Source organism: Agromyces sp. NPDC060279 (genome assembly GCF_042726785.1).
GTDB lineage: Bacteria > Actinomycetota > Actinomycetes > Actinomycetales > Microbacteriaceae > Agromyces.
The window spans coordinates 194883-215904 of the sequence record NZ_JBHXBK010000002.1 but is presented as its reverse complement, the minus strand read 5'-3'; the positions used below and the strand labels follow the sequence as shown (position 1 = coordinate 215904).

Here is a 21022-nt window from a genome sequence, read left to right as displayed (position 1 = left end):
GTGACGGCCGAGCGCGCCGCGGGTCAGCGCGGGTAGACCACGATCGGCGAGTCGAGCGGGCCGGGCGGCTGCACGGCGACGCCGGCGAGCTGACGGTCACCCGCGAAGCTGAGCGAGGCGAAGAGCCCGGCGCCGTCCGCCACGAATGCGCTTCCGCCGCCGCCCGGCATCGGCACGGAGACCGCGCCGCCGGCCGGCACGGTCACCCGGCGCTCGCCGTCGTCGTCGGTGGTCACGCTCGCCTCGACGTCCGCGTCACCCGTGTTGGCGAAGTGCAGCTTCGCCCCGGGGCCGCGGGGCACCGCGATGAGCGTCTCCTCGAGGAGCGGCAGCGAGGCCGGGAACCAGGCGAAGTCGCTCGGAGGCTCGTCGCCGCCGGCCGTGGTCGCGGTCCGCGCGGCGGCGACGAATTCGCCGTCGGCGTCGATGCGGACCGTGTACTCGCCCGCGGCGAGTTCGCCGAGCGGGATGTCGCTGACCTGGCCGGGCTGCAGCACCACGTTGAAGACGGAGCCCTCGCCACCGGCCTCGGGCACGACGGAGACCGCGGCCTCCACGGCGTCCGTGCCGGGCGCCAGCAGCCGCAGGCTCGGATGCGCGTCGCCCTCGGCGTGATCCTCGTCGACGGCGATCCCGCCGGCCTGGGGTACGACGACGCCGGTGATGGTCTGCCGCTTCGCAGGCGGTGCGGTCGTGCCGATCAGCTCGGCACCCGTCGGGGTCAGCACGTCGATCGAGGTCTGCTCGAGCGTCGCGGCGACCGTGCCCCCAGTGCTCGTGACGTGCACGACGGGCGCCGCCGCCCCCGGCGCGAGGCCCGCGATCGAGATGACGCGCTGCCCGCCCGGCTGGACGATGAGGCCGAGGCCGGACGGGGCCTCCACGGGCCCGGTCTCCGAGTGCACGCGGACGTCGACGGTCGCCGCCACCTCGCCCGGATTCGCGAGCAGCAGCATCGTCGAGCGGCCGAGCTCCGTGCTGCCGCCGGCGAGCCAGGCGTCGGCGAGCGGCTCCGCGCAGCCCGCGGCGAGGAACCCGGCCGCGGTCTCGGTCGTGAGCCGTTGCGACTGGGCACCGGCCAGCATCCCGGCGTCGACGGCCCCCGGGTCGGTCACGAGCGAGACGGCGACGTCGTCCTCGGTGCCGCGCGGCGGCGCGAGCACGACCCGCTCGGCCCCGGCATCCGCCGGCTGCGTGGCGGTCACGATGCGGGCGGAGCCCAGGGTGGACACGCTCTCGGCGTCGTCGCCGAGCTCCAGCATCGGGCCGGGGCAGACGCGCAGCGTCCGGCTCTCGGCGGGCTGGATGGAGCGGGCGAGCGGCTCGGCGCGGTGCTCGGGCCACGGCACGATCGCCGCCGCCCCGAACGCGGCCACCGTGAGCACGGCGGCGCCGAGCACGGCGACGCCGCGTCCACCGGCCCGCAACAGGGTGCGACTATCGGGCATCGTGCTCTCCCTCCCGCTCGTCGGGCTTCACTTCGCCGGCATCCGTCGAACCGCCCTCCTGCGCGGGCTCCGCGAGCGGAGCCGGCGGCTCGGGCTCGGCGGGGCCCGCGTCGACCGCGACCCCCGTGTCGACGGCCGTGCGGTCCTCGGCGCCGTCCGGCGCCTCCGTCGCGACCGCCTCGGCGTCGGAGTCCGGCTCGGCGGTCTCGACGGGGGCCGCAGGCTCGGCCGGCGCCGCCTTCGCGCTGCGCCGCCGCACGCGGTCCGGACGCGGCCGCTTCGGGCGGCGCGCGGGCTCCTCGCGGCCGACCCCCGCGGGGATCGACAGCAGCAGCACGGCACCGAAGACGATCAGTTGCACGGTCGCGATCCAGCCGGCGAGCGGTGCTCCCGCGTGCGGCGGGATCTGCGCGGCCGGCGCGTCGGGCTCGGCGTCGGCGAACCGCCAGAGGATGCCGAAATCGGTCTCGCCCACCGGCACGAGGGCGGCGTTGGCGTCGAGGGCGGCCCGGGACCGATCGGCGGTCTGCGTCTCGGCCCGCGGGGCGTCCGCATCGGCTTGACCCAGGAGCACGTAGGAGATGCCGAACTCCTCGATCGCGCGGTCGGCGTCGAACCCGCCGCGCGAGGCCAGGTTGCCGGCGATCGCCGCGAGCGCGAGCTCGCCGGCGTCCATCGTGACGCGGGTCTGCGCGAAGGTGGACTGCTCGTCGAGCGTGGCGCCCGCGCCGTGTTCGAGGGTGGCTCGGAGGCCGCCGTCGGCCTGCGGGACGAGCCGCAGGGTGGTCACCCTGGGGTCGTTCTCCGCCTCGGCGGTGACGAAGGCGGGCAGCGAACGCTGCGGCGCGGGAGCGACCTCCGCGCGTCCGGTGGCGATGCTGACGGCGAGCGGCAGCACGGCCCCCGCCGTCGTGACGGTGAGCAGCGCCGCGAGCCAGGCCGAAGCGCGCCGCAGGCCGTCGAGCGCGACGACGGCGGCGAGCACGAGCCCCAGCCACATCATGCTCTGGCCCGGGGCGGAGGCGACCGGGACCGCCGAGGCGCCGACGATCGCGAGCGACAGCTGCGCCGCGGCAACGGCCGTGGCGAAGCCGAGGGCGGCGCCGGCGAGGGCGAAGGCGGCCGCGCGGAGCCGACCGGTCGCGAAGGCGGCGAGCGCGGCGAGCGCGAGCGGCAGCAGCAGTGCGGCGACGACCCAGCGGGGGTCGATGCTCGCCTGCAGCGCGGCGAGCACCTGCTGCCAGCCGCCGAGCTCCGGGTCGGTGAAGCCGAGCGCGAGCACCCCGGTTCCCGGCACCGCGGCAGGCACTGGGACGCCCGGATCGGCGAGCAGCGCGAGCGGGTTGCCCGCAGCCAGCTGGGCCCAGATCAGCGGTGCGGCGAGCACCGCGGCGGGCACGGGCAGCAGCGCGAGCCGCGCCGCCCCGCGGCCGGAGACCGCCATGCCGACGATCCACGCGACGAGCAGCGCCGGGGCGAGGCTGGGCGCCGCGGCGACGACGGCCGCGAACAGCAGCGACGCGGTCGCGGCCGTCGCCCAGCTCGTCGCCGCGCCGAGCGCCGCGTACAGCAGCCAGGCGAGGAGCACATGCGCCAGCACCGCACCGGGACGCCCGTCGGCGAGGGCGGACAGCAGCGGGGGCGCGAGCATCCAGAGCACCGCCGCGAGCGCGCGCAGGGCGCCGCGCTCGGTGAGGCGCGCCGCCGCGAACCAGGCGCCGAGCGCGGAGACCGGGATGGCGAGCAGCCAGAGCGCGACGAGCGCCCAGGAGGGCGACCAGAACGCGAGCGAGCCGAGCACCGCGAGCACGGCCTGGAACGGGTCCGCTGCCCCGACGAAGCCCGTGCTGACGTCGCGCCAGCCGTAGCTCGCGTTGCGCCAGAGCTCGTCGACGGCCGGGGACAGCGGCAGCAGCCCTGCGCCGGAGACGCCGGCGGCGCCGAGCAGGGGGAACATGACGGCGATCGACACGACGACCGAGACGAGCAGCACCCAGCCTCCGCCGGTGGCGAGGAAGTCGACGCCGTCGACCCGCCCTCTGGCCCTGGCCCGCCGCTCTTCGGCCTCGAGCCGGCGGCGGCGGCGCATCTCGTCCGGCTGCATCCGCAGCGGCGCGATCGCCGACCAGCCGACCGAGCGGGCGCCGCGGAGCACGCGCCGCGAGCGGGCGATGGCGCCGAAGGAGAACATCGTGCGAAGCGCCGCGCCGAACTCGCCGACGATCCGGCCGGGGGCCTTCGTCACGAGCAGCACGATCGAGCGCAGCACCGCGAGCGGCAGCAGGCTCAGCCAGTGCAGCGGGGTCACCGCGGCGGGCGCGTAGCTCATCCGCCGGTGCAGGGCGGCGCGCCTCGTCGCCGCGGCCCTGCGGCGCACGGCGCCCGCGCGGTGCCCGGCGGCCGGGCCGATCAGGCCGCCGGCGGCGAAGCGGACGTGCGCGGTCGGCACCACGGCGACGCGGTGCCCGCCGAGGCGAGCCCGGACAGCGAGGTCGAGCCCGTCGTCGACGACCGGCAGGGCGGGATCGAAGCCCTCGAGCGAACGCCAGACGGCGCGCCGGACCAGGATGCCGCCGGGATCCACCCCGAGCACGTCGCTGAGCCCGTCGTGCTGGCCCTGGTCGAGCTCGCCCGTCACGAGCGGCACGGCGGCGCCGAACCGGGTCATCGAACGGCCGAGGCTCGCGATGCGATCCGGCCGCTCCGCCTCGAGCAGCTTGGGGCCGGCGATGGCGACGGACCGCGCGGTCTCGAGGGTGGTCTCGAGCGCGGCGAGAGCCCGGGCCTCCGGCTCGGTGTCCTCGGAGAGCAGCCAGACGGCGTCCTCGTCGTCCTGCGGCGGCGGTAGCGTCTGCTCGGCCCGCCGCACCGCCTCGCCGAAGGCGACGCGCTCCTCGATCTGGATGATCCCGTCGGGCGCGGCCTCGGCCGCGGCGGCGCGGGTCTCCGCGTTCGCCTGGACCAGCGCGACGATCAGGCGCTCGGGCCGGCGCGATTGCGCGCGGATGGCGTCGAGGGCACGGGTCAGGCGTTCGCCGCCGTGGTGCACGACGAGGATGGCGGTCACTCTGGGGGACATCGCAGTCAGCCTAAGCACCGGCTCGCTGCGAGCCGTCGCCATCGGCGGGCGTGCCGCCGATCCGCGGACGAACGACGAAGGCCCGTGCATCGCACGGGCCCTCGTTCGTCTTGCCGGATCTTGCTACACCGCTCGTTTGCGGAGCTTTCGTCGTTCTCGTTCGGAGAGCCCGCCCCAGATCCCGAACCGCTCGTCGTTCGACAGCGCGTACTCGAGGCACTGCGCACGAACCTCGCAGCCGGTGCAGATCTTCTTCGCGTCCCGGGTCGATCCGCCCTTCTCGGGGAAGAACGCCTCCGGGTCGGTCTGCGCGCACAGCGCGTCGCTCTGCCATGCCAGGGGGTTGTCGTCGTCGTCCGTCGTTGGACGCACCCCCGGGACACCCAGCCGCACCGGATCGATGAACCAGTCGTCAGGTACTCCAGAACGATATTCAGGAATTGCCATATCGTCTCCCACCCAGTTGTACCGCCCGCCGCTCCCGAGGATCCGGATGCCGCGTCACGACCAATTACAGCGGTGTAATTCGAGTGAGTCAAGTCGCAGATCGTAAACCCTCAGGCAGGGATCGAAGCTTCCGCCTCGCCGCGACACGCCGGAGTCGTTCCGGAGTTGTGATCCCGTCCCCCGCTCTGGGGACACGGCGCACCCGCTCGCGATGCTCAGCCGGCGGCGCGGCGGGCCTCCCAGGCGCTGCGGACCATGTCTTCGAGCGAGTGCCGCATGCGCCAATCGAGGTCGCGCGCGGCAAGCTCGCCCGAGGCCACGATCCGCGGGGGGTCCCCGGCCCGGCGCGGCGCGTGCTCCGGAGTGAAGTCGATGCCGGTGACGGCCGCGACCGCGGACATGATCTCGGCGACCGAGACGCCGTCGCCCGAACCGAGGTTGTAGACGGGCGCGACCGGCTGCCCCGCCTCGAGCCGCTCGGCCGCCACGACGTGCGCCGCCGCGAGGTCGGCCACGTGGATGTAGTCGCGCACGCAGGTGCCGTCGGGCGTCGCGTAGTCGTCGCCGTAGATCTTCGGGGTCCGGCCGTCCAGCAGCGCGTCGAAGATCAACGGGAAGAGGTTGTGCGGGCTCGGGTCGAAGATCTCGGGCGTGCCCGAGCCGACCACGTTGAAGTAGCGCAGGCTCGTGTGGGCCAGGCCGGTCGCCACGGCCTGGTCGGCGAGGAGCCACTCGCCGATCAGCTTCGACTCGCCGTACGGCGACTGCGGGTGCTTCGCCGTCTCCTCGGTGACGAGGTCGACGTCCGGCGTGCCGTAGACGGCGGCGCTCGACGAGAAGACGATGCGGGAGACCTTCGCCGCCTCCATCGCGGCGAGCAGCGTCGCGGTGCCGGTGACGTTCTGCTGGTAGGTGTGCAGCGGCCGCTGCACGGAAACGCCCGCGTACTTGTACCCGGCGAGGTGCACGACACCGCGCACGTCGTGCCGGGCGAAGACGCTCTCGAGCAGGGCGCCGTCGAGGATCGAGCCGTGCACGAAGTCCACGCCGTCGGTGACGAAGCCGCGCCGCCCGGAGGAGAGGTCGTCGAGCACGACGACGTCGATGCCCTTGGCCTGGAACGCCCGCACGACGTGCGCTCCGATGTAGCCCGCTCCCCCGGTGACCATCCAGCTCATCCGTCGTTCCCTCCGCAACACCTCGACGCGGCGGCCGGGGCGGCCGCCGCCTCGACGATGCTAACGGCTGGAGATCGGCTCGTGCTGGGCGTGCCGGACCCGGTCTCGGATCTCCGGTCGGCCGTAGCCGTCGGAGTCGAGCCGGAGCAGGGTCGCCACCACGCCCCAGACGGCGAGGCCCGCGAGGATCAGGAGCAGAATCGTGATCATGGCAGGAAATCTATGACTTGTGAGATTCTGCCGACAGTGGCAGCATTGCCACGAATCCATCAGTTCCTGCCACGCGAGGTGCCCATGCTCCGTTCCATCGCCTGCATCGCCGTGCCGCACATGGCGCCGTTCGAGTTCGGCGTCATCTGCGAGGTCTTCGGCATCGACCGGCGCGAGCACGGCGGGCCCACCTTCGACTTCCGCGTCGTCGCGGCCGAGCCCGGCCCGATCCCGACGAAGCTCGGCTTCGATGTCGTCGTGCACGAGGGGCTCGACGCGGCCCGCACCGCCGACCTCGTCGCCGTGCCCGCCGCGCTCATCGATCAGGACGCCGACGAGCGGGTGCTCGAGGTCATCCGCGAGGCGGTCGACCGGGGCGCCTGGGTGCTCTCCGTCTGCTCCGGCGCGTTCATCCTCGGCCAGGCCGGCGTCCTCGACGGCCGCCGCTCGACGACGCACTGGATGTACACCGACCGCCTCGCCGCCGCCTTCCCCGCCACCGAGGTCGACCCCGACGTGCTGTTCGTGCAGGACGGCCTCGTCGTCACCGGCGCCGGTACCGCCGCCGGCATCGACGCCGCGCTGCACATCGTGCGCACCGAACTCGGCGCGAGCGCCGCGAACATCGTCGCCCGCCGCATGGTCGTCCCCCCGCAGCGCGACGGCGGCCAGTCGCAGTTCATCCAGACGCCCGTCGTCGAGTGCAAGAGCGACTCCTTCGCGACCGTCACGGCGTGGATGCTCGAGCACCTCGACGAGGAGCTCACCGTCGACCGGCTCGCGAGGAAGGCGCTCATGTCGCCGCGCACCTTCGCGCGGCGCTTCCGGGCCGAGACCGGCACCACGCCGAACGCCTGGCTCAACCGGCAGCGTCTGCTGCGCGCGCAGCAGCTCCTCGAGGAGACCGATCTGAGCCTCGAGGAGATCGCGCGCGAGTGCGGCTTCGGCGCGGCGGCCGTGATGCGGCACCACTTCGTGAAGGTGCTGCAGACGACGCCGACCGCCTACCGCCGGCTCTTCGGACGGCGCGACACGGCCGCGCTCGCCGGCTGAGCGGGCGGATGCCTCGGCTCAGCCGGTCGTCGCCAGCCAGACCGTGCCCGCACCCTCGAGGCGCAGGCGGCCCTCGTCCGGCGTGACGAACACCGCCTCGCCGCGGCCGAGCTCGATCGCGCCGAGCGCGCCGGCGAGGCGGGCCGGCCCGGCCTCGGCGATCGCGATCGCCGGCCCCTCGATCGGCACCTCGGGGAGGGCGGACCGCCCCTCGCCAGCCTCGAGCCGGTACAGCACGAAGTCGGGCACCGGCGGCCGGAAGCTCAGCACCCCGGGCGCCGGATGCTCCGGCTCGAGCCGGGGCGGCGGCATCGGGGTGAAGTCGAGCACCTCGACGAGTTCGGCGACGTCGATGTGCTTCGGGGTCAGCCCGCCGCGCAGCACGTTGTCGCTCGCAGCCATGAGCTCGATGCCGAGGCCGCCGAGGTAGGCGTGGATGTTGCCTGCGGCGAGGAACAGCGACTCGCCCCGCGCCAGGCGCACCCGGTTCAGCAGCAGCGAGATGACGATGCCCGGATCGCCCGGATACGCCTCGGCGAGCGCCGTGACCGTGCGGAACGACGCGGCGGCCGGCGAGGCGAGCGCGATCGGCTCGGCGGCGAGCGCGACGACGCGCTCGACGAGCCACGCGGACTCCCCCGTGTCCCCGCCGCGGCCATCGGTGAGCAGCCACTCGACCGCGCCTTCGAGCCCCTCGGCGCCCAGGCGCGCGGCGAGCAGCTCGATCGCGCCGGGCTGGGGCTCGGCCGAGGCGGCATCGGCGGCGCGCAGGACCTCGAGCACCTCGGCGACCTCGTCGAGGGGCCGGAAGCCGGACAGCGCGTCGAAGGTCTCGCTGAGCGCGACGACGAGCTCCGGCTTGTGGAAGCGGTCGCGGTAGTTGCGGTCGTAGGCGTCGACGGGCACGCCCTCGGCCTCCTCCTTGGCGAACCCGAGCCGCGCGCGCTCCGTCGTGGGGTGCGCCTGCAGCGACAGGGGGCCGCCGGCGGCGAGCAGCTTCAGCAGGAACGGCAGCCGGGGCATCCCCTCGTCGGCGAAGCGCGACGCGACCTCGGCCCCGAGCGCCCGCTCGGGCTCGGCGGCGACCCAGGCCGCGAGGTCGTCGAACGGGACCTCGGCGCCGACGATGCGGGACGGCGAGCCGGGGTGCGCGCCGAGCCAGAGCTCCGCCTCGGGCGCGCCGCTCGCCTCCCGGCCGCGGAAGGCCGCGATCAGCCCGCGGTCGCCCCAGGCGTAGTCCCTGGGCTCGTTGTCGATCCTGACGAACATCTCGGCGCAGTTCCTTTCGCGGCTTGGCTCCAAACTACCAACGGCTTCGGATGCCCCGAGCCGGCGTCCTAGGCTCGGGGCATCCGACCCGCATTGGAGCAGTCATGACCTTCGCGCCCCTCTCGAGCGACTTCTACGGCTACGCCGAGGCCCTCCTCGGCGATCGCGAGCAGGAGGCCGTCATGGCCATCCGCGCCTGGGGCGAGCGCGAGGTGAAGCCCGTCATCGGCGGCTACTGGGAGCGCGCCGAGTTCCCCACCGGGATCGTGCAGCCGCTCGCCGAACTCGGCGTGCTGTCGTTCGCCTGGGACGAGACGAAGCCCTTCGAGAACTCGGCCGTGTTCCGCGGCTTCGTGGCCCTCGAGCTCGCCCGCATCGATGCCTCGGTCAGCACCTTCGTCGGCGTGCAGAACGGCCTGGCCGCCGGCTCGATCGCCCTCGCGGGCTCCGCCGAGCAGCGCGCCGAGTGGCTGCCGAAGCTCGCCTCCGCCGAGGTCATCGGCGCCTTCGGGCTCACCGAGCCGCTCTCCGGCTCCGACTCCGCAAGAGGCCTGCGCACGACCGCCCGCCGCGAGGGCGACGAGTGGGTGCTGAACGGGCAGAAGCGCTGGATCGGCAACGCGACCTTCTCCGACGTGACGATCATCTGGGCGAAGGACGAAGCCGACGGCCAGGTCAAGGGCTTCATCGTGCCGACCTCGACCCCCGGCTACACGGCGACGAAGATCGAGGGCAAGATCAGCCTGCGCCCCGTGCAGAACGCCGACATCGAGCTGCGCGACGTCCGCGTGCCGGAGGCCCTGCGCCTGCAGAACGCGAACTCGTTCCGTGACACCGCCGCCATCCTCCGCCAGACCCGCGCCGAGGTCGCCTGGGCCGCCGTCGGCACCGCGATCGGCGCCTACGAGGCGGCCGTCGCGTACGCGACGGAGCGCGAGCAGTTCGGCAAGCCGATCGCCGCCCACCAGCTCATCCAGGAGCACCTCGTGAACAGCCTGGGCAACATCACCGCCTCGCTCGCCATGGTGGTGCGGGTGTCGCAGATGCTCGACGCCGGCACCCAGCGCGACGAGCACTCCGCCCTCGCGAAGGCGTACGCCACGGCCCGGATGCGCGAGACGGTCGCCTGGGCGCGCGAGACGCTCGGCGGCAACGGCATCGTGCTCGACTACGGGGTGGCCCGCTACTTCGCCGACGCCGAGGCGCTCTACTCCTACGAGGGCACCCGCGAGATGAACACCCTCATCGTCGGCCGCACCGTGACCGGGGAAGCGGCGTTCGTGTAGGCCGCCGCCGGCCGCCCGGTCTCAGGCGCGCCGGCGCACCCGACGCACGACGTCGCCCGCGGCATCCGCGAACCGCACGACGCGGCGTTCACGGGCGGCTGCCAGCTGCCCGGCCAGCGCATCCCGTTCCGCCTGCAGCTTCGAGAGCCGGCGTTCGAGGTCCTCGGCTCGGAGACGCTCCTCGCGCGCCCGACCCTCGGCAGCGGCCAGAGCCGCCGCCCCGTCCTCCCGCTCGAGCCTCACGACGACGCGCTCGGCGGTCAACGCGTCGAACACCGGAGCGACCGCCTCGCTGAGCTCGCTCCACGCACCGTCGGGGTCGACCTGCTCCGGGGCCGAGTACGCGTCCGGTGCGACCCAGCTTCCGGTGCCGGCGCCACGCACGAGCGCGTCCCACCACCGACCTTGGAAGTCCACGGCCGAGCGAATGTGCGCTGCGGCGGGCGCGCCGTTCGCGACCGCTGCCAGGGCGGCGGGCACGAGCTGCTCCCAGGCGGCAGCCGGCACGACGAAGCGTTCGAGGCCGACGTTGCCCAGGGCCCCGCGCATCCGCACGGAAGAGTAGGAGGACGTCGAGACCCCCACCGTCGGGATGCCGAGCGCGGGGGCGAAGACGGTCGGGTGATATCTCGTCGAGATCGACAGCACCGCCGACTCGAGGATCGCGAGATACTCACGAGCCGGCAGCACGGGCAGCGCGATGATCGCCTCGGAACCGGCCGCGGCGATCTCCAGACCGATCTCGTGGTCCCGCGACGCCGCGGCGGGCTCCAGCCCGCCGGTATGCGGAGCGAGCACCACGCGGGCGTCGAGCGCGACGGCCAACTCGTCGAGCGCGCGCGCGACCTTCGCCACGTACGCCTCCCGCGACCAGCCGGTCGCCCCCTGGTCCGCGGCGAAGGAGGCGACGATGACCCGACCGCCGAGCCCGAGCTCGGTCGCGTCGAGTCGGCCGGACTCGTCCGCTCGGAGGAGGATGCCGTCGTCGAGGGTGTGCCGAACCCGATCGGGGGCGGCGGCGAGCTCGCGCACGAGCGCGGCGGAGAACCGTTCCCGGGCGCCGAAGCACTCGGCGGTGTCGACGATCTCCTTCACGAGCTCGCGCTCGCGAGCTCGGAGCACCGGGCCGACCGTCTGGCTGGTGATGTACAGCGGGACGCCGAAGTGCGCGGCGATCCGAGCGAATGCGACCCGCTCGTACACGTGGAGCGGGTATTCGCTCGTGAGATTGCCACCACCGGCGATCACGGCGAGATCCGCCGTCCGCACCGCCTCGACGAGCGGTCCGGTCGCGGTGCCGTCGCGCAGCGCCTCCGTCAGCCCGGCGAGCGCCGCTTCGTGCTTCTGACGCGACCAGTTCCAGACGAAGCCGAACTGCCGCACGGCGGCGACGCCGTAGAACGCCTGCGCGGTCTCCGGGTCGACCGCGGCGAGCGTCAGGTCGTGGACGCCGCGTGCGCGCAACTGCTCGATCGCGACTTCCGTCATCGCTTCGTCGCCGAGGTGGTAATGCCCCGGGCGTCCGATGTCCCCGAGCACGACCGCGCGACGCGGCGCGCCGCCGTTGCGGCCGACGCCCGCTCCGGCCTCGCTCATGCGCTCGCCTCCTGGGCCTGTTCCGCCCGGCTCCACGAGTCGCCGCCCGGCGTCAGGGAGTACCCGGTGCCGAAGATGTGCTCGACCCGGGTGCTGATCATCGCGGCCGACGCGCTGAAGCCGCTCTTGCCGCAGACCACGACCTTGCCGAGCGCCATCAGGTGGAAGTCGTCGATCGACGCATAGTGGTGGTTCCCTTCCACGAAGGTGATGCGGTCGCCCGCGATGTCGAGGCCGAGCTCTTCACGGTGGCTCCGGCAGTAGTCGAGGTCGTCCGAGAAGACGAACCAGTGCTTGTTCGGCAGGTGGTCGAGCTCGGCGGTCCGCACGACGAAGTCGCGGTAGTAGGCGTCGCCGTCCGCGATGCCGAGGGCCACCCGGTCGCCGCGCCTGATGTGCACGACGACGGCGTCCGTCTCCAGCATCTTCGCCTCCACGGACTTGGATGCCTCGGACTCGAACGGCGCCAGACGGATCGCTCGTTCCCAGGTCGGCTTCTGTTCGAGGAGGCGATAGCCGAGGAGTTCGTGCTTCGCGAGGACGTCGAGGTAGAGCGAGCCCGGCGGATTCGTCATCAACCGCTCGTAGCCGTCCAGATCGATGACCTGCACCGTCAGCGCCGAGGGGTACTCCCGGCGGTCGTAGCACGCCTTCAGGTGCATGCGGTCGGTGGCGAGGACCATCTCGCGCAAGCCCATCCGGTGATACTCGCTGCGATTGTCGCGGCGCTCCTTCAGGTCGCGGACCCGTGCAATGCGCAGCCGCCGGGAGACGAGCTCCGAGAACACGCCGTCCGCCTCGGTGAAGGGTAGGACGTCAGGACGGATGTGCGGGGTGTGCGCGATCATCTCGTCGTTGTCGTAGAGGAGATCGTCGAGATACAACCGGAGGCCGTGCTTCGTGCTGAGCGCGCGAGCGTGCACGTAGTAATAGAGCTGGTCGCCGAAGCCGCTCCGCAGACCGCACACCCGCGCCGACGGGTCGAACAGGAACCCGAGGTCGACGGCGGGCGCCCACTCCACGTCGTCGGGGAGTTGCCCATCCACCGTGAGGCAGAGCCGTTCGTTCTCGAGCACCTCGGCGTAGTCGACGGCCGACAGCGACCTGGTGAAGGCGGCGCGGTCGGCGAACTCGAGCCGGAACGGCTGCGTGTCGCCCCGCCTGGCGCGCTCGAAGTACATCCACCAGCTCTCGAGCACGTGGTCGAGTTCGTGCAGCCCGAGCGAGTACCCGCCCTCGACGAATCGGGAAGCATCCCAGTCGCCGGTCCGCGTCGTCCGTTCGACGGCCATGGGCCGTTCGGCCGCCGGGTCGACGATGAGGCGGACGTCGTCGGCGATGGGCACCGAGCCGTGCGCCTCGAACGACACGTCGAGACCGCCGTCGACGTAGACGTGCGGGTACGCGCGGAGGGTCTCCACGTTGCGGTCGAAACGTCGACGAGCCTCAATCACCGGGGCCGAGTCGGGGATGGCGCAGACGAGTCGTGCGACCTCGAGCCAGTCCGCGTGCGGCTCAGCGCCGACGAGGGCGGCGAGCGCCACGGCGTCGGAGTGCGAAACGGACGCCTGCGCGGAGATACGGCGGCGCACCGCGCCCTGCTGGACCCGTCGACCGCGGCTGAGCTGGCGATGCACCCACGCACCGAAGGCGGACGGGCCGGAGCTTCGAGAGCGCCCCGCCGATGTGCGCACGGACCCCCCTCCGCGCACGGCGGAGACGAGCTCCCGCTCGAGGGCCGCCTCGAAGTCCGGACCGAGCCGGAGGTCGCCCGGCGGTCCGTCGACCCGGGGCAGGAATCGCCGGGCGAGGTCGATGCGGCCGCACCCCGTCAGCTCCGCGAATCGCGCATCGAGCCCCTCGAGCAGCTCGCGGTGCGCCCGAAGCTCGGCGACCCGCCCGCGCGGTCGTACCTGCGCCCCGTCCCAGAAGAACTCGTGAACGGCGGACTCCACGAGGATGATGCGATCCGGCCCGTAGACCTCGCGCACGATGCCGGCGAACGCGTCGAAGTATGCGAGCTCGCGTTCCGACAGCGCGCGCAGCGCGGGTCGGACCGCCCTGCCCCGCTCGACCTCCGCCTCGACCCGCCGAGCGAGCCAGGAGTCCTCCGAGCTCGCCGACGTGTACCAGCTGTCACCCAGCTCGACGATCTGGAGGGATGCGCCGGTGAGGTCGACGACGAGCAGATCGGCGTGGACGTTCTCGAGCGCGGATGCGAGGGCTTTGCCGTGATCGAGGCGACTCCGCGGCGTGCTCTTCGCATCGCCGTCGGGGCTCTGCAGCTCGGCGTCCCGCGGGGCGGCGATCGTGAACGGGGAGACGCCGCTGATCCGGGAGACCACGGAGAAGTCGCGTTCGAGGCGGAGCCCGAGCTTCGAGACGTAGTCCTCGCCCAACACCTGCACCGTCGTCCCGTGCATCCGTCCCCCTTCATCGTGGCTCGTCGGACCCCGCTGCCCGGCCGCGCCGGTTCCGAGGCCGGCTCCGCCACGGCGAGCGGCACCGTGCCAGGGTACCGGTATCGCTTATCGAATCGGCGCTCCGGGTACGCTGTCAGGGGTGCGCCGCTGGAGCGCGCCGAAACCGAGGCGAGGACGAACTTGAGCAAGCGGGCGTTGATCACTGGAATCACGGGTCAAGACGGGTCATACCTCGCCGAGCTCCTGCTCGCCAAGGGGTACGAGGTGCACGGGCTGATCAGGCGTGCCTCGACCTTCAACACCGCGCGTATCGACCACCTGTTCGTGGACCCGCACGAGCGCGACGCGAAGCTCTTCCTGCACTACGGCGACCTCAGCGACGGAGCCCGACTCGTGACGCTCATGGCGCAGATCGACCCCGACGAGGTCTACAACCTCGCCGCGCAGTCCCACGTGCGGGTGTCATTCGACGAGCCGGAGCACACCGCGGACACCACCGGAACCGGCACGGTGCGTCTGCTCGAAGCGGTGCGGCTCTCCGGCATCCGAACCCGGTTCTACCAGGCCTCCTCCTCAGAGCTGTACGGGTCGACCCCGCCCCCGCAGAGCGAGACCACCCCGTTCCACCCGCGCTCGCCGTACGCGGCCGCCAAGCTCTACAGCTACTGGATCACGAAGAACTACCGCGAGGCGTACGGCCTCTTCGCGGTGAACGGGATCCTCTTCAACCACGAGTCGCCCCGCCGCGGCGAGACCTTCGTCACCCGCAAGATCACGCGCGCCGTCGCGAGGATCAAGGCCGGGCTCCAGTCCGAGCTCTACCTCGGCAATCTCGACGCAGTGCGCGACTGGGGCTACGCACCCGAGTATGCGCTCGGCATGTGGCAGATGCTCCAGGCGGACGAGCCCGACGACTTCGTCCTCGCGACCGGCGTGGGGTACACCATCCGCGACTTCCTCGACATCGCGTTCGGCCACGCCGACCTCGATTGGAACGAGTTCGTCAGGTTCGACGAGCGCTACCTCCGTCCCTCCGAGGTCGACGCACTGATCGGCGATCCCGCCAAGGCGCGCGAGCGACTGGGATGGGAGCCGTCCGTCGATGGAGCGGCGCTCGCCCGCATCATGGTCGACGCCGACATCGCCGCCCTCGAGGCCGGCACCGCCCACTGGGTCGACACCCCCGAGTCGGCCCCGTGGGCCGAGGCGCTGCGATGAAGGTCGTCGTCACGGGCGGTCGCGGCATGCTCGGCAGCGCGCTGGTGCGCGCGTGGGAGCGCGCCCACCCCGATGACGAGGTCCATGCCGTCACGCGGGACGACGCCGACCTCCGGGATCGGACCGCCACACGCCGGCTCTTCGAACGGATCTCGCCCGACCTCGTGCTGCACGCCGCAGCCAAGGTCGGCGGCATCAGTGCGAATGTCGCCTCGCCGACGGAGTTCCTCGCCGACAACCTCGCGCTCGATACCAGCGTCCTCGAGACGGCTCGCGAACTGGGCGTGCGCGACCTGATCTACTTCGGCAGCTCCTGCATGTACCCGCGCGACTACCGCCAGCCCCTCGTCGAGACCGATGTCCTGCAGGCGCCGCTCGAACCGACGAACGAGGGCTACGCGCTCGCGAAGATCACCGGCGCCAAGTACTGCGAATACGCGTCGCGGCAGTACGGCCTGAACTACCGGGTGGTGATCCCCTCGAATCTGTACGGACCGAACGACCACTACGGCAGCGAGGCGAGCCACCTCGTCGCCGCGACGATCTGGAAGGCGCACGTGGCCCGTGAGACGGGCGCGGACCACCTCGACGTCTGGGGCGACGGCACCGCGCGCCGCGAGTTCACCTACGTCGAAGACGTGGCGGAGTGGGTGGCTCGGGCCGCTCACGGGCTGGCCGATTGGCCGCCGCTGCTGAACGTCGGCCTCGGCCGCGACCACTCCATCCGCGAGTTCTACGAGTTCGCCCTCGAGACGGTCGGCTACGAGTGCGAGCTCAGCTTCGATCCTTCCAAGCCGGCTGGAATGCACCAGAAGCTCATGGACTCGTCGCTCGCGGCATCCTTCGGGTGGGCCCCGCCCACCGACATCCGCACCGGAATGGCGGCGGCGTACGCCGCCTTCCTGGGTTCCGCGACCACCCCCGACCACCGGACGGAGACCGCGCAGTGACGAGCGAGCAGCCCTGGTACCCATTGGCCACCACCACCTGGGACGACGCCGAGTACGCCGCCATGCAGGAGGTGATCGCGGGGGGCCGATTCACGATGGGCCCGAAGGTCCGTCGCTTCGAGGAGGAGTTCGCGCGCTTCACCGGGAGCCGCTACGCGGTGATGGTGAACTCGGGCAGCAGCGCCAACCTCCTCGGCATCGCCGCCGCCGCGTACAGCCCGCATCTCGGTCTCCAGCGCGGCGACGAGATCATCGTGCCCGCGGTGTCCTGGGCCACCACCTACTATCCGATCAGCCAGCTGGGATTCGTCCCCGTCCTCGTCGACGTCGATCCCGACACGCTCAACATCGATCCCGACCGCGTGCGAGCGGCCATCACCCCGCGGACCCGAGCGGTCTTCGCCGTGAACCTGCTCGGCAACCCGGCGGAGCTCGTGGACCTGCAGGCGATCTGCGCCGAGCACGGGCTTCTGCTCTTCGAGGACAACTGCGAGTCGCTCGGGGCGACGCTCGGCGGGCGCCAGACCGGGACGTTCGGCCTCTTCGGCACCTACAGTTCGTTCTTCTCGCACCACATCTCGACGATGGAGGGCGGCCTCGTCGTCACGGACGACGAGTACCTCTACCAGGCCATGCTCTCCATGCGCGCGCACGGCTGGACCCGCGAGCTGCCCGCGGACAACCTGATCCACCCCAAATCCGGCGACCAGTTCGACGACCTCTTCCGGTTCGTGCTCCCGGGGTACAACCTGCGTCCGCTCGAGCTCTCGGGCGCCTTGGGCATCGAACAGCTCGCCAAGCTGCCCTCGCTCATCGCCGGGCGTCAGGAGAACGCTCGAACGTTCGTGGCCGAGTTCCAGGATCTGCCCGGAATCCGGATCCAGCGCGTGGCTGCCGACGCCGAGTCGAGCTGGTTCGGATTCTCGATGGTGCTCACCGGTCAGCTCGCAGGACGCCGCACCGAACTGGTGCAGGTCCTGACTCGAGCGGGCATCGAATCCCGCCCGGTCGTCGCCGGCAACTTCGCCCGGAACCCCGTCATGCACCACCTCGACGCCCGCGTCGACGGAGAGCTGCGCGCCGCGGACGAGATCCACACCGACGGTCTGTTCATCGGGAACCACCACTACCCCGTGCCAGAGCAGATCGCCGCGGTGCGCGAGCTGCTCGCCTCGTTCTGAACCGCGGGGTCCCCATGAATCTGAAGTCATCGCTGTACCGCACGTTGGGCGCACCTCGCCTCCTCCCGGTGCGAGAGGCCGCCCGGGACGTCCTCGGGCGGAGCTACGGCGTTCGGCGACGGATCCTCTCGGCCGTTGCCCCGGATCGCGCCGCGGCGGGTGTCCTCACGGTGGTGGTGCCCGTCTACAACGTCGAGGCGTATCTCGAGACCATGCTCCGATCTCTCCTCCGGCAGCGCTACCGGGCCCTCGACGTCGTGATCGTCGATGACGGGAGCACGGATGGCAGCAATCGGATCGCGAGGAGATTCCGCCGCCTGGACCCGCGGGTGCGCATCATCCGGCAGGAGAACGCCGGCCTCGGTGCGGCGCGCAACACCGGGGCACGTGCCGCCCGGGGCGAGTTCCTCGCGTTCGTCGACAGCGACGACACCGTCGACCGGCACGCCTACCGATACACGATCTCGACGCTGCGGCGCACCGGATCCGACTTCGCGGTCATGCCGTACCGCCGCCTGGTGCGCAACGCCGAGCACCCCGCCGGACCGTGGATCGCCGAAGCGCACGCCGAGGAGCGCTTGGGCGCCCGGCTGTCGGACGACCCGTCCATCCAGGTGAACGCCGTCGCCTGGAGCAAGGTCTACCGCACGAGCTTCTGGCGCGCGCACGGGCTGAGCTTCCCCGAGGGAATCCTCTACGAGGATCAGCCCGTCTCGACGCGCGCGTACGCACTCGCGGACCGGTTCGACGTCCTCACGCACCCAGCGATCAACTGGCGGGTGCGGGATGACGGGTCCTCGATCTCACAGGCCGTGCTGAACGTGCGGAACACGAGGGACCACCTGCGGGTCGCCCTCGACTCGCTCGGCTTCCTCGCGGCGAACGGGCTGACGGCGGCGCGCCGAGCCCGGCTCGAGCAGCTCCTCTCGAACGACTATTCGCACATGATCCCGATGCTCCCCGACGCGAGCGCCGAGCAGTGGGACGAATTCGTCTCCGCGCTGCGCACGCTCGTGGAGGAGGTGGGCGACGAGCCCGAGATCTGGGAGAGCGTCCCGGCCCGCAACAAGGTCGCCTTCTCATTGATCACGGCGGATCGCCGCGACGACCTCACGGCGTTCCTGCTGGGCGGCGGCTGGCAGGCCGATCAGCTCGAATCGCGCGTGGTGGGCGGGACCATCGAAGCCGACTTCGGCCGCCTCACCGAGCACCTCGCCGGGGTCGCCCCCGAGGCCTTCCGGCTCAGCGAGTTCCAGACGCGGTTGCGCAGCCGTACCCAGCGCATCCGGTGGCTGGACGACGGGCGGCTCGAACTGCACGGGCACGCTGCCATCACCGGGCTGGACCCGGCCACCCACGACGTCGACATCTCCGCGCAGCTCGTCCTCGACCAGACCCGAGTCCCAATCGAGATCGGCTGGGCGGAAGACGAGCTCCGTACGGCGTCGTTCGCCACCCCGAACACCGACGGCACAAAGGCGCACTTCCGCCTCGTCGTCGATCCGGTCGCCGCCGGCGTGGAACCCGGGGACTGGGCGATCGAGCTGACGCTCACCTCCGGCGGGATCTCGCGAAGCGGGCGCCTGCAGGATCGCCGCTCGAGCGGGGACGCACCCGCACGGCTGCTCCCCCATGGCGTGGTCGTCGACGCCGTTACCGATCACCGCGGATACCTCGTGCTGCGTGCGAGCCGACCGACCGTGACCCTCTCGAACGCCGAACTCGACGGCGATCGGCTGCGGATCCGCGGCCGAGCCGCTGAAGCGGTGACCGCGATCGCGCTCGTGCCGGCGGACGACCGGTTCGCGATCCCCTCGGTCGTCGCCAAAGTGCAGCCGGGTGACCGCGACTACGCCGTCGAACTCGAGCTGCCCGCGGCGAAGACGGCGCCGCGCTCGCCGCGGAACCAGCAGGTCTGGCGTCTCGAGGCCCGGAAGGCGGGAGGCGACTGGGCCGCCGTCATCGCAGATCCGGTCATTCCCCTTCGCGGCGCCCCCGGCGACGGACCGGTCCGGGTCGAGCGGCGCCCCAGCGGATCGCTCGTGCAGCCCCGGATCGAACCCGCAGATCCGACGCGGATCTACTACCCGGGGCACGCCGCGCTCGTGATTGCACGGACCCGCAGCGCCGAACTGCAGTCGTTCGAGCTCGTCGAGGACGCGCTCGTTGCACGGTTCACCGCAATCGGCCTCCCGGCGGCCGGTGCCACGGCGGTGCTGCGTTCGGCGAAGCACGAGATCCGGAGCGAAGAGCTCAGCTCCGTCGACGGTGAGCTCGTCGCATGTTTTCCGCTGAAGTTCTCGATGTGGGGTCGACCGCCACGGATCGCCCCCAGCGGCACCTACCGCCTGCGCATCGAATGGGGCGGAACGAGCATCGTGCCCGTCGACGCCGGCGCGTTCGCCGCCCAGCTCCCGCTCGAGTTCGCTCGCCCGGACGCCCGGTTGTGGGTGCAGCAGAACCCCGCAGGGCACCTGCGAGTCGAGATCGCCCCACCGCTCGATCAGCAGGAGCGCAGCCGATACTGGCAGCGGCGGATGCGGGAGGCGAGCTCGCTCACCGCGGCGGATCGACCGGCCCGGCCCGCGGTCTTCTTCCGCTGCCTGTACGGCGAGGTCACCGGCGATTCCGCAGAGGCGGTCCACCATGAGCTCCGACGTCGCGGCAGCGACCTCGAGCTGATCTGGTCGACCAAGGACCACGGCGTCCCGGTTCCCGAGGGTGGGACCCGCGTCCTGGAGCAGTCGGAGGACTTCTATCGGGCCATCAACGGCTCGAAGTACCTCGTCTTCAACGTGCACCAGCCCGATTGGTTCGTCCGCGGGCCGGAGCAGGTCGTCATCCAGACCATGCACGGCTACCCGTTCAAGCTCGCGGGCCGTCGGCACTGGGAGGCGAGCGGGCTGCCGCCCGCGCGAATCGCCTCGTTCGAGGCCCGGGCCGCCGAGTGGGACTACTTCGTCTCCCCTGCAGCGTATGCGACCCCGCTGCTGGAGGAGTTCCTGCCCCGCGACGAATGGCGGGGGCGGATGCTCGAGCTCGGCTATCCGCGGAACGACGTGCTCCTCCGACCGGGCGGCGAGCAGATCCGCCAGCGCGTTCGTGCTGAACTCGGGATCCCCGACGATCGGACGGCGGTGCTCTATGCGCCGACCTACCGCGACTACCTCTCCCTCGACGAGTTCCGCGCTCGGCCGATCGCCTCGCTCGACCTCACCCGACTCGCTCGGAAATTCGCCGACACGCACGTGCTGCTGGTGCGTGGACACGTCATGAACTCCCGAGTCGGGTACTCCGTCGCCGGCCCGAACATCATCGACGTGACCGACCACCCGTCGATCACCGACTTGACGCTTGCCTCGGACGCGGCCATCCTCGACTACTCCTCATTGCGCTTCGACTACGCGCTCACCGGCAAGCCGATGCTGTTCCACGTCCCGGATCTCGACGAGTACTTCGAGGGTCGGCCGCCGATGGTGCCGTACGCAGCCACCGCGCCCGGCCCGTGGGTCGGCACCTTCCACGAGGTGGCGAGCAAGCTGGCCGACCTCGGCGCGGTTCGCGCGGAGTATGCCGGCGCCGTCCAACGGTTCCGGGAGGAGTACCTCGAACTCGAGGACGGCCGCGCGGCGGCCCGCCTCGTCGATGCGGTGTTCGTCCCTCGCGGCGACGCCTGAGCGGCGG

14 protein-coding genes are annotated in these 21022 nt (G+C 72.1%); 6 read left to right on the top strand and 8 right to left on the bottom strand.

What is annotated here, in order from left to right; translation table 11 throughout:
• Positions 1 to 23 precede the first annotated feature (23 nt).
• From ACFWE1_RS09640 to ACFWE1_RS09620, 5 genes are all read right to left on the bottom strand, one after another.
• Positions 24 to 1448 (bottom strand): DUF5719 family protein, encoded by a 1425-nt coding sequence (locus ACFWE1_RS09640; RefSeq protein ID WP_376933255.1) that lies wholly within the window; start codon positions 1446 to 1448, stop codon positions 24 to 26.
• A complete protein-coding gene (locus ACFWE1_RS09635) occupies positions 1438 to 4527 on the bottom strand; it encodes a glycosyltransferase family 2 protein (protein WP_376933254.1) in 3090 nt (1029 codons plus the stop codon). Before ACFWE1_RS09635 ends, ACFWE1_RS09640 begins: the two co-directional genes overlap by 11 nt.
• A gap of 123 nt (positions 4528 to 4650) precedes the next feature.
• Positions 4651 to 4974: a WhiB family transcriptional regulator gene (locus ACFWE1_RS09630; RefSeq protein ID WP_243568846.1), complete on the bottom strand. Its 324-nt coding sequence runs from the start codon at positions 4972 to 4974 to the stop codon at positions 4651 to 4653.
• 215 nt (positions 4975 to 5189) lie between these two features.
• Positions 5190 to 6152: a UDP-glucose 4-epimerase GalE gene (galE, locus tag ACFWE1_RS09625; protein ID WP_376933253.1), complete on the bottom strand. Its 963-nt coding sequence runs from the start codon at positions 6150 to 6152 to the stop codon at positions 5190 to 5192.
• A gap of 60 nt (positions 6153 to 6212) precedes the next feature.
• Positions 6213 to 6362, bottom strand: a complete 150-nt coding sequence (locus ACFWE1_RS09620; protein ID WP_376933252.1) for a hypothetical protein — start codon at positions 6360 to 6362, stop codon at positions 6213 to 6215.
• An 84-nt stretch (positions 6363 to 6446) separates the two neighbouring features.
• Between ACFWE1_RS09620 and ACFWE1_RS09615 the strand changes: the two genes are divergently transcribed.
• A complete protein-coding gene (locus ACFWE1_RS09615) occupies positions 6447 to 7415 on the top strand; it encodes a GlxA family transcriptional regulator (RefSeq protein ID WP_376933251.1) in 969 nt (322 codons plus the stop codon).
• Positions 7416 to 7433: 18 nt separating this feature from the next.
• On the opposite strand, the gene manA is transcribed toward ACFWE1_RS09615, so the two are convergent.
• Positions 7434 to 8684 (bottom strand): mannose-6-phosphate isomerase, class I, encoded by a 1251-nt coding sequence (gene manA / locus ACFWE1_RS09610; protein WP_376933250.1) that lies wholly within the window; start codon positions 8682 to 8684, stop codon positions 7434 to 7436.
• Positions 8685 to 8788: 104 nt separating this feature from the next.
• Between manA and ACFWE1_RS09605 the strand changes: the two genes are divergently transcribed.
• On the top strand, positions 8789 to 9970 hold the full coding sequence (locus ACFWE1_RS09605; protein WP_376933249.1) for an acyl-CoA dehydrogenase family protein: 1182 nt from the start codon (positions 8789 to 8791) through the stop codon (positions 9968 to 9970).
• A gap of 21 nt (positions 9971 to 9991) precedes the next feature.
• On the opposite strand, the gene ACFWE1_RS09600 is transcribed toward ACFWE1_RS09605, so the two are convergent.
• Both ACFWE1_RS09600 and ACFWE1_RS09595 read right to left on the bottom strand, forming a co-directional pair.
• A complete protein-coding gene (locus ACFWE1_RS09600; RefSeq protein ID WP_376933248.1) occupies positions 9992 to 11566 on the bottom strand; it encodes a polysaccharide pyruvyl transferase family protein in 1575 nt (524 codons plus the stop codon).
• Positions 11563 to 13989, bottom strand: a complete 2427-nt coding sequence (locus tag ACFWE1_RS09595) for a hypothetical protein (RefSeq protein ID WP_376933247.1) — start codon at positions 13987 to 13989, stop codon at positions 11563 to 11565. Before ACFWE1_RS09595 ends, ACFWE1_RS09600 begins: the two co-directional genes overlap by 4 nt.
• 180 nt (positions 13990 to 14169) lie before the next feature.
• Between ACFWE1_RS09595 and gmd the strand changes: the two genes are divergently transcribed.
• The 4 genes from gmd (at position 14170) to ACFWE1_RS09575 (ending at position 21015) form a co-directional block, all read left to right on the top strand.
• On the top strand, positions 14170 to 15207 hold the full coding sequence (gmd, locus tag ACFWE1_RS09590) for a GDP-mannose 4,6-dehydratase (RefSeq protein ID WP_376933246.1): 1038 nt from the start codon (positions 14170 to 14172) through the stop codon (positions 15205 to 15207).
• Entirely contained in the window at positions 15204 to 16157 is a 954-nt protein-coding gene (locus ACFWE1_RS09585; RefSeq protein ID WP_376933245.1) for a GDP-L-fucose synthase family protein, read from the top strand. Before gmd ends, ACFWE1_RS09585 begins: the two co-directional genes overlap by 4 nt.
• Positions 16154 to 17338 carry a DegT/DnrJ/EryC1/StrS family aminotransferase gene (locus tag ACFWE1_RS09580; protein ID WP_376933244.1) on the top strand — a complete coding sequence of 395 codons (1185 nt, stop codon included), beginning with the start codon at positions 16154 to 16156 and terminating at the stop codon, positions 17336 to 17338. Before ACFWE1_RS09585 ends, ACFWE1_RS09580 begins: the two co-directional genes overlap by 4 nt.
• 68 nt (positions 17339 to 17406) lie before the next feature.
• Entirely contained in the window at positions 17407 to 21015 is a 3609-nt protein-coding gene (locus ACFWE1_RS09575; RefSeq protein ID WP_376933243.1) for a CDP-glycerol glycerophosphotransferase family protein, read from the top strand.
• Positions 21016 to 21022 lie beyond the last annotated feature (7 nt).

Coding starts and splice junctions, on each gene's coding strand:
- ACFWE1_RS09640 (WP_376933255.1), bottom strand. CDS start 1,448: ATGCCCGATAGTCGCACCCTGTTGCGGGCCGGTGGACGCGGCGTCGCC.
- ACFWE1_RS09635 (WP_376933254.1), bottom strand. CDS start 4,527: ATGTCCCCCAGAGTGACCGCCATCCTCGTCGTGCACCACGGCGGCGAA.
- ACFWE1_RS09630 (WP_243568846.1), bottom strand. CDS start 4,974: ATGGCAATTCCTGAATATCGTTCTGGAGTACCTGACGACTGGTTCATC.
- galE (WP_376933253.1), bottom strand. CDS start 6,152: ATGAGCTGGATGGTCACCGGGGGAGCGGGCTACATCGGAGCGCACGTC.
- ACFWE1_RS09620 (WP_376933252.1), bottom strand. CDS start 6,362: ATGATCACGATTCTGCTCCTGATCCTCGCGGGCCTCGCCGTCTGGGGC.
- ACFWE1_RS09615 (WP_376933251.1), top strand. CDS start 6,447: ATGCTCCGTTCCATCGCCTGCATCGCCGTGCCGCACATGGCGCCGTTC.
- manA (WP_376933250.1), bottom strand. CDS start 8,684: ATGTTCGTCAGGATCGACAACGAGCCCAGGGACTACGCCTGGGGCGAC.
- ACFWE1_RS09605 (WP_376933249.1), top strand. CDS start 8,789: ATGACCTTCGCGCCCCTCTCGAGCGACTTCTACGGCTACGCCGAGGCC.
- ACFWE1_RS09600 (WP_376933248.1), bottom strand. CDS start 11,566: ATGAGCGAGGCCGGAGCGGGCGTCGGCCGCAACGGCGGCGCGCCGCGT.
- ACFWE1_RS09595 (WP_376933247.1), bottom strand. CDS start 13,989: ATGCACGGGACGACGGTGCAGGTGTTGGGCGAGGACTACGTCTCGAAG.
- ACFWE1_RS09585 (WP_376933245.1), top strand. CDS start 15,204: ATGAAGGTCGTCGTCACGGGCGGTCGCGGCATGCTCGGCAGCGCGCTG.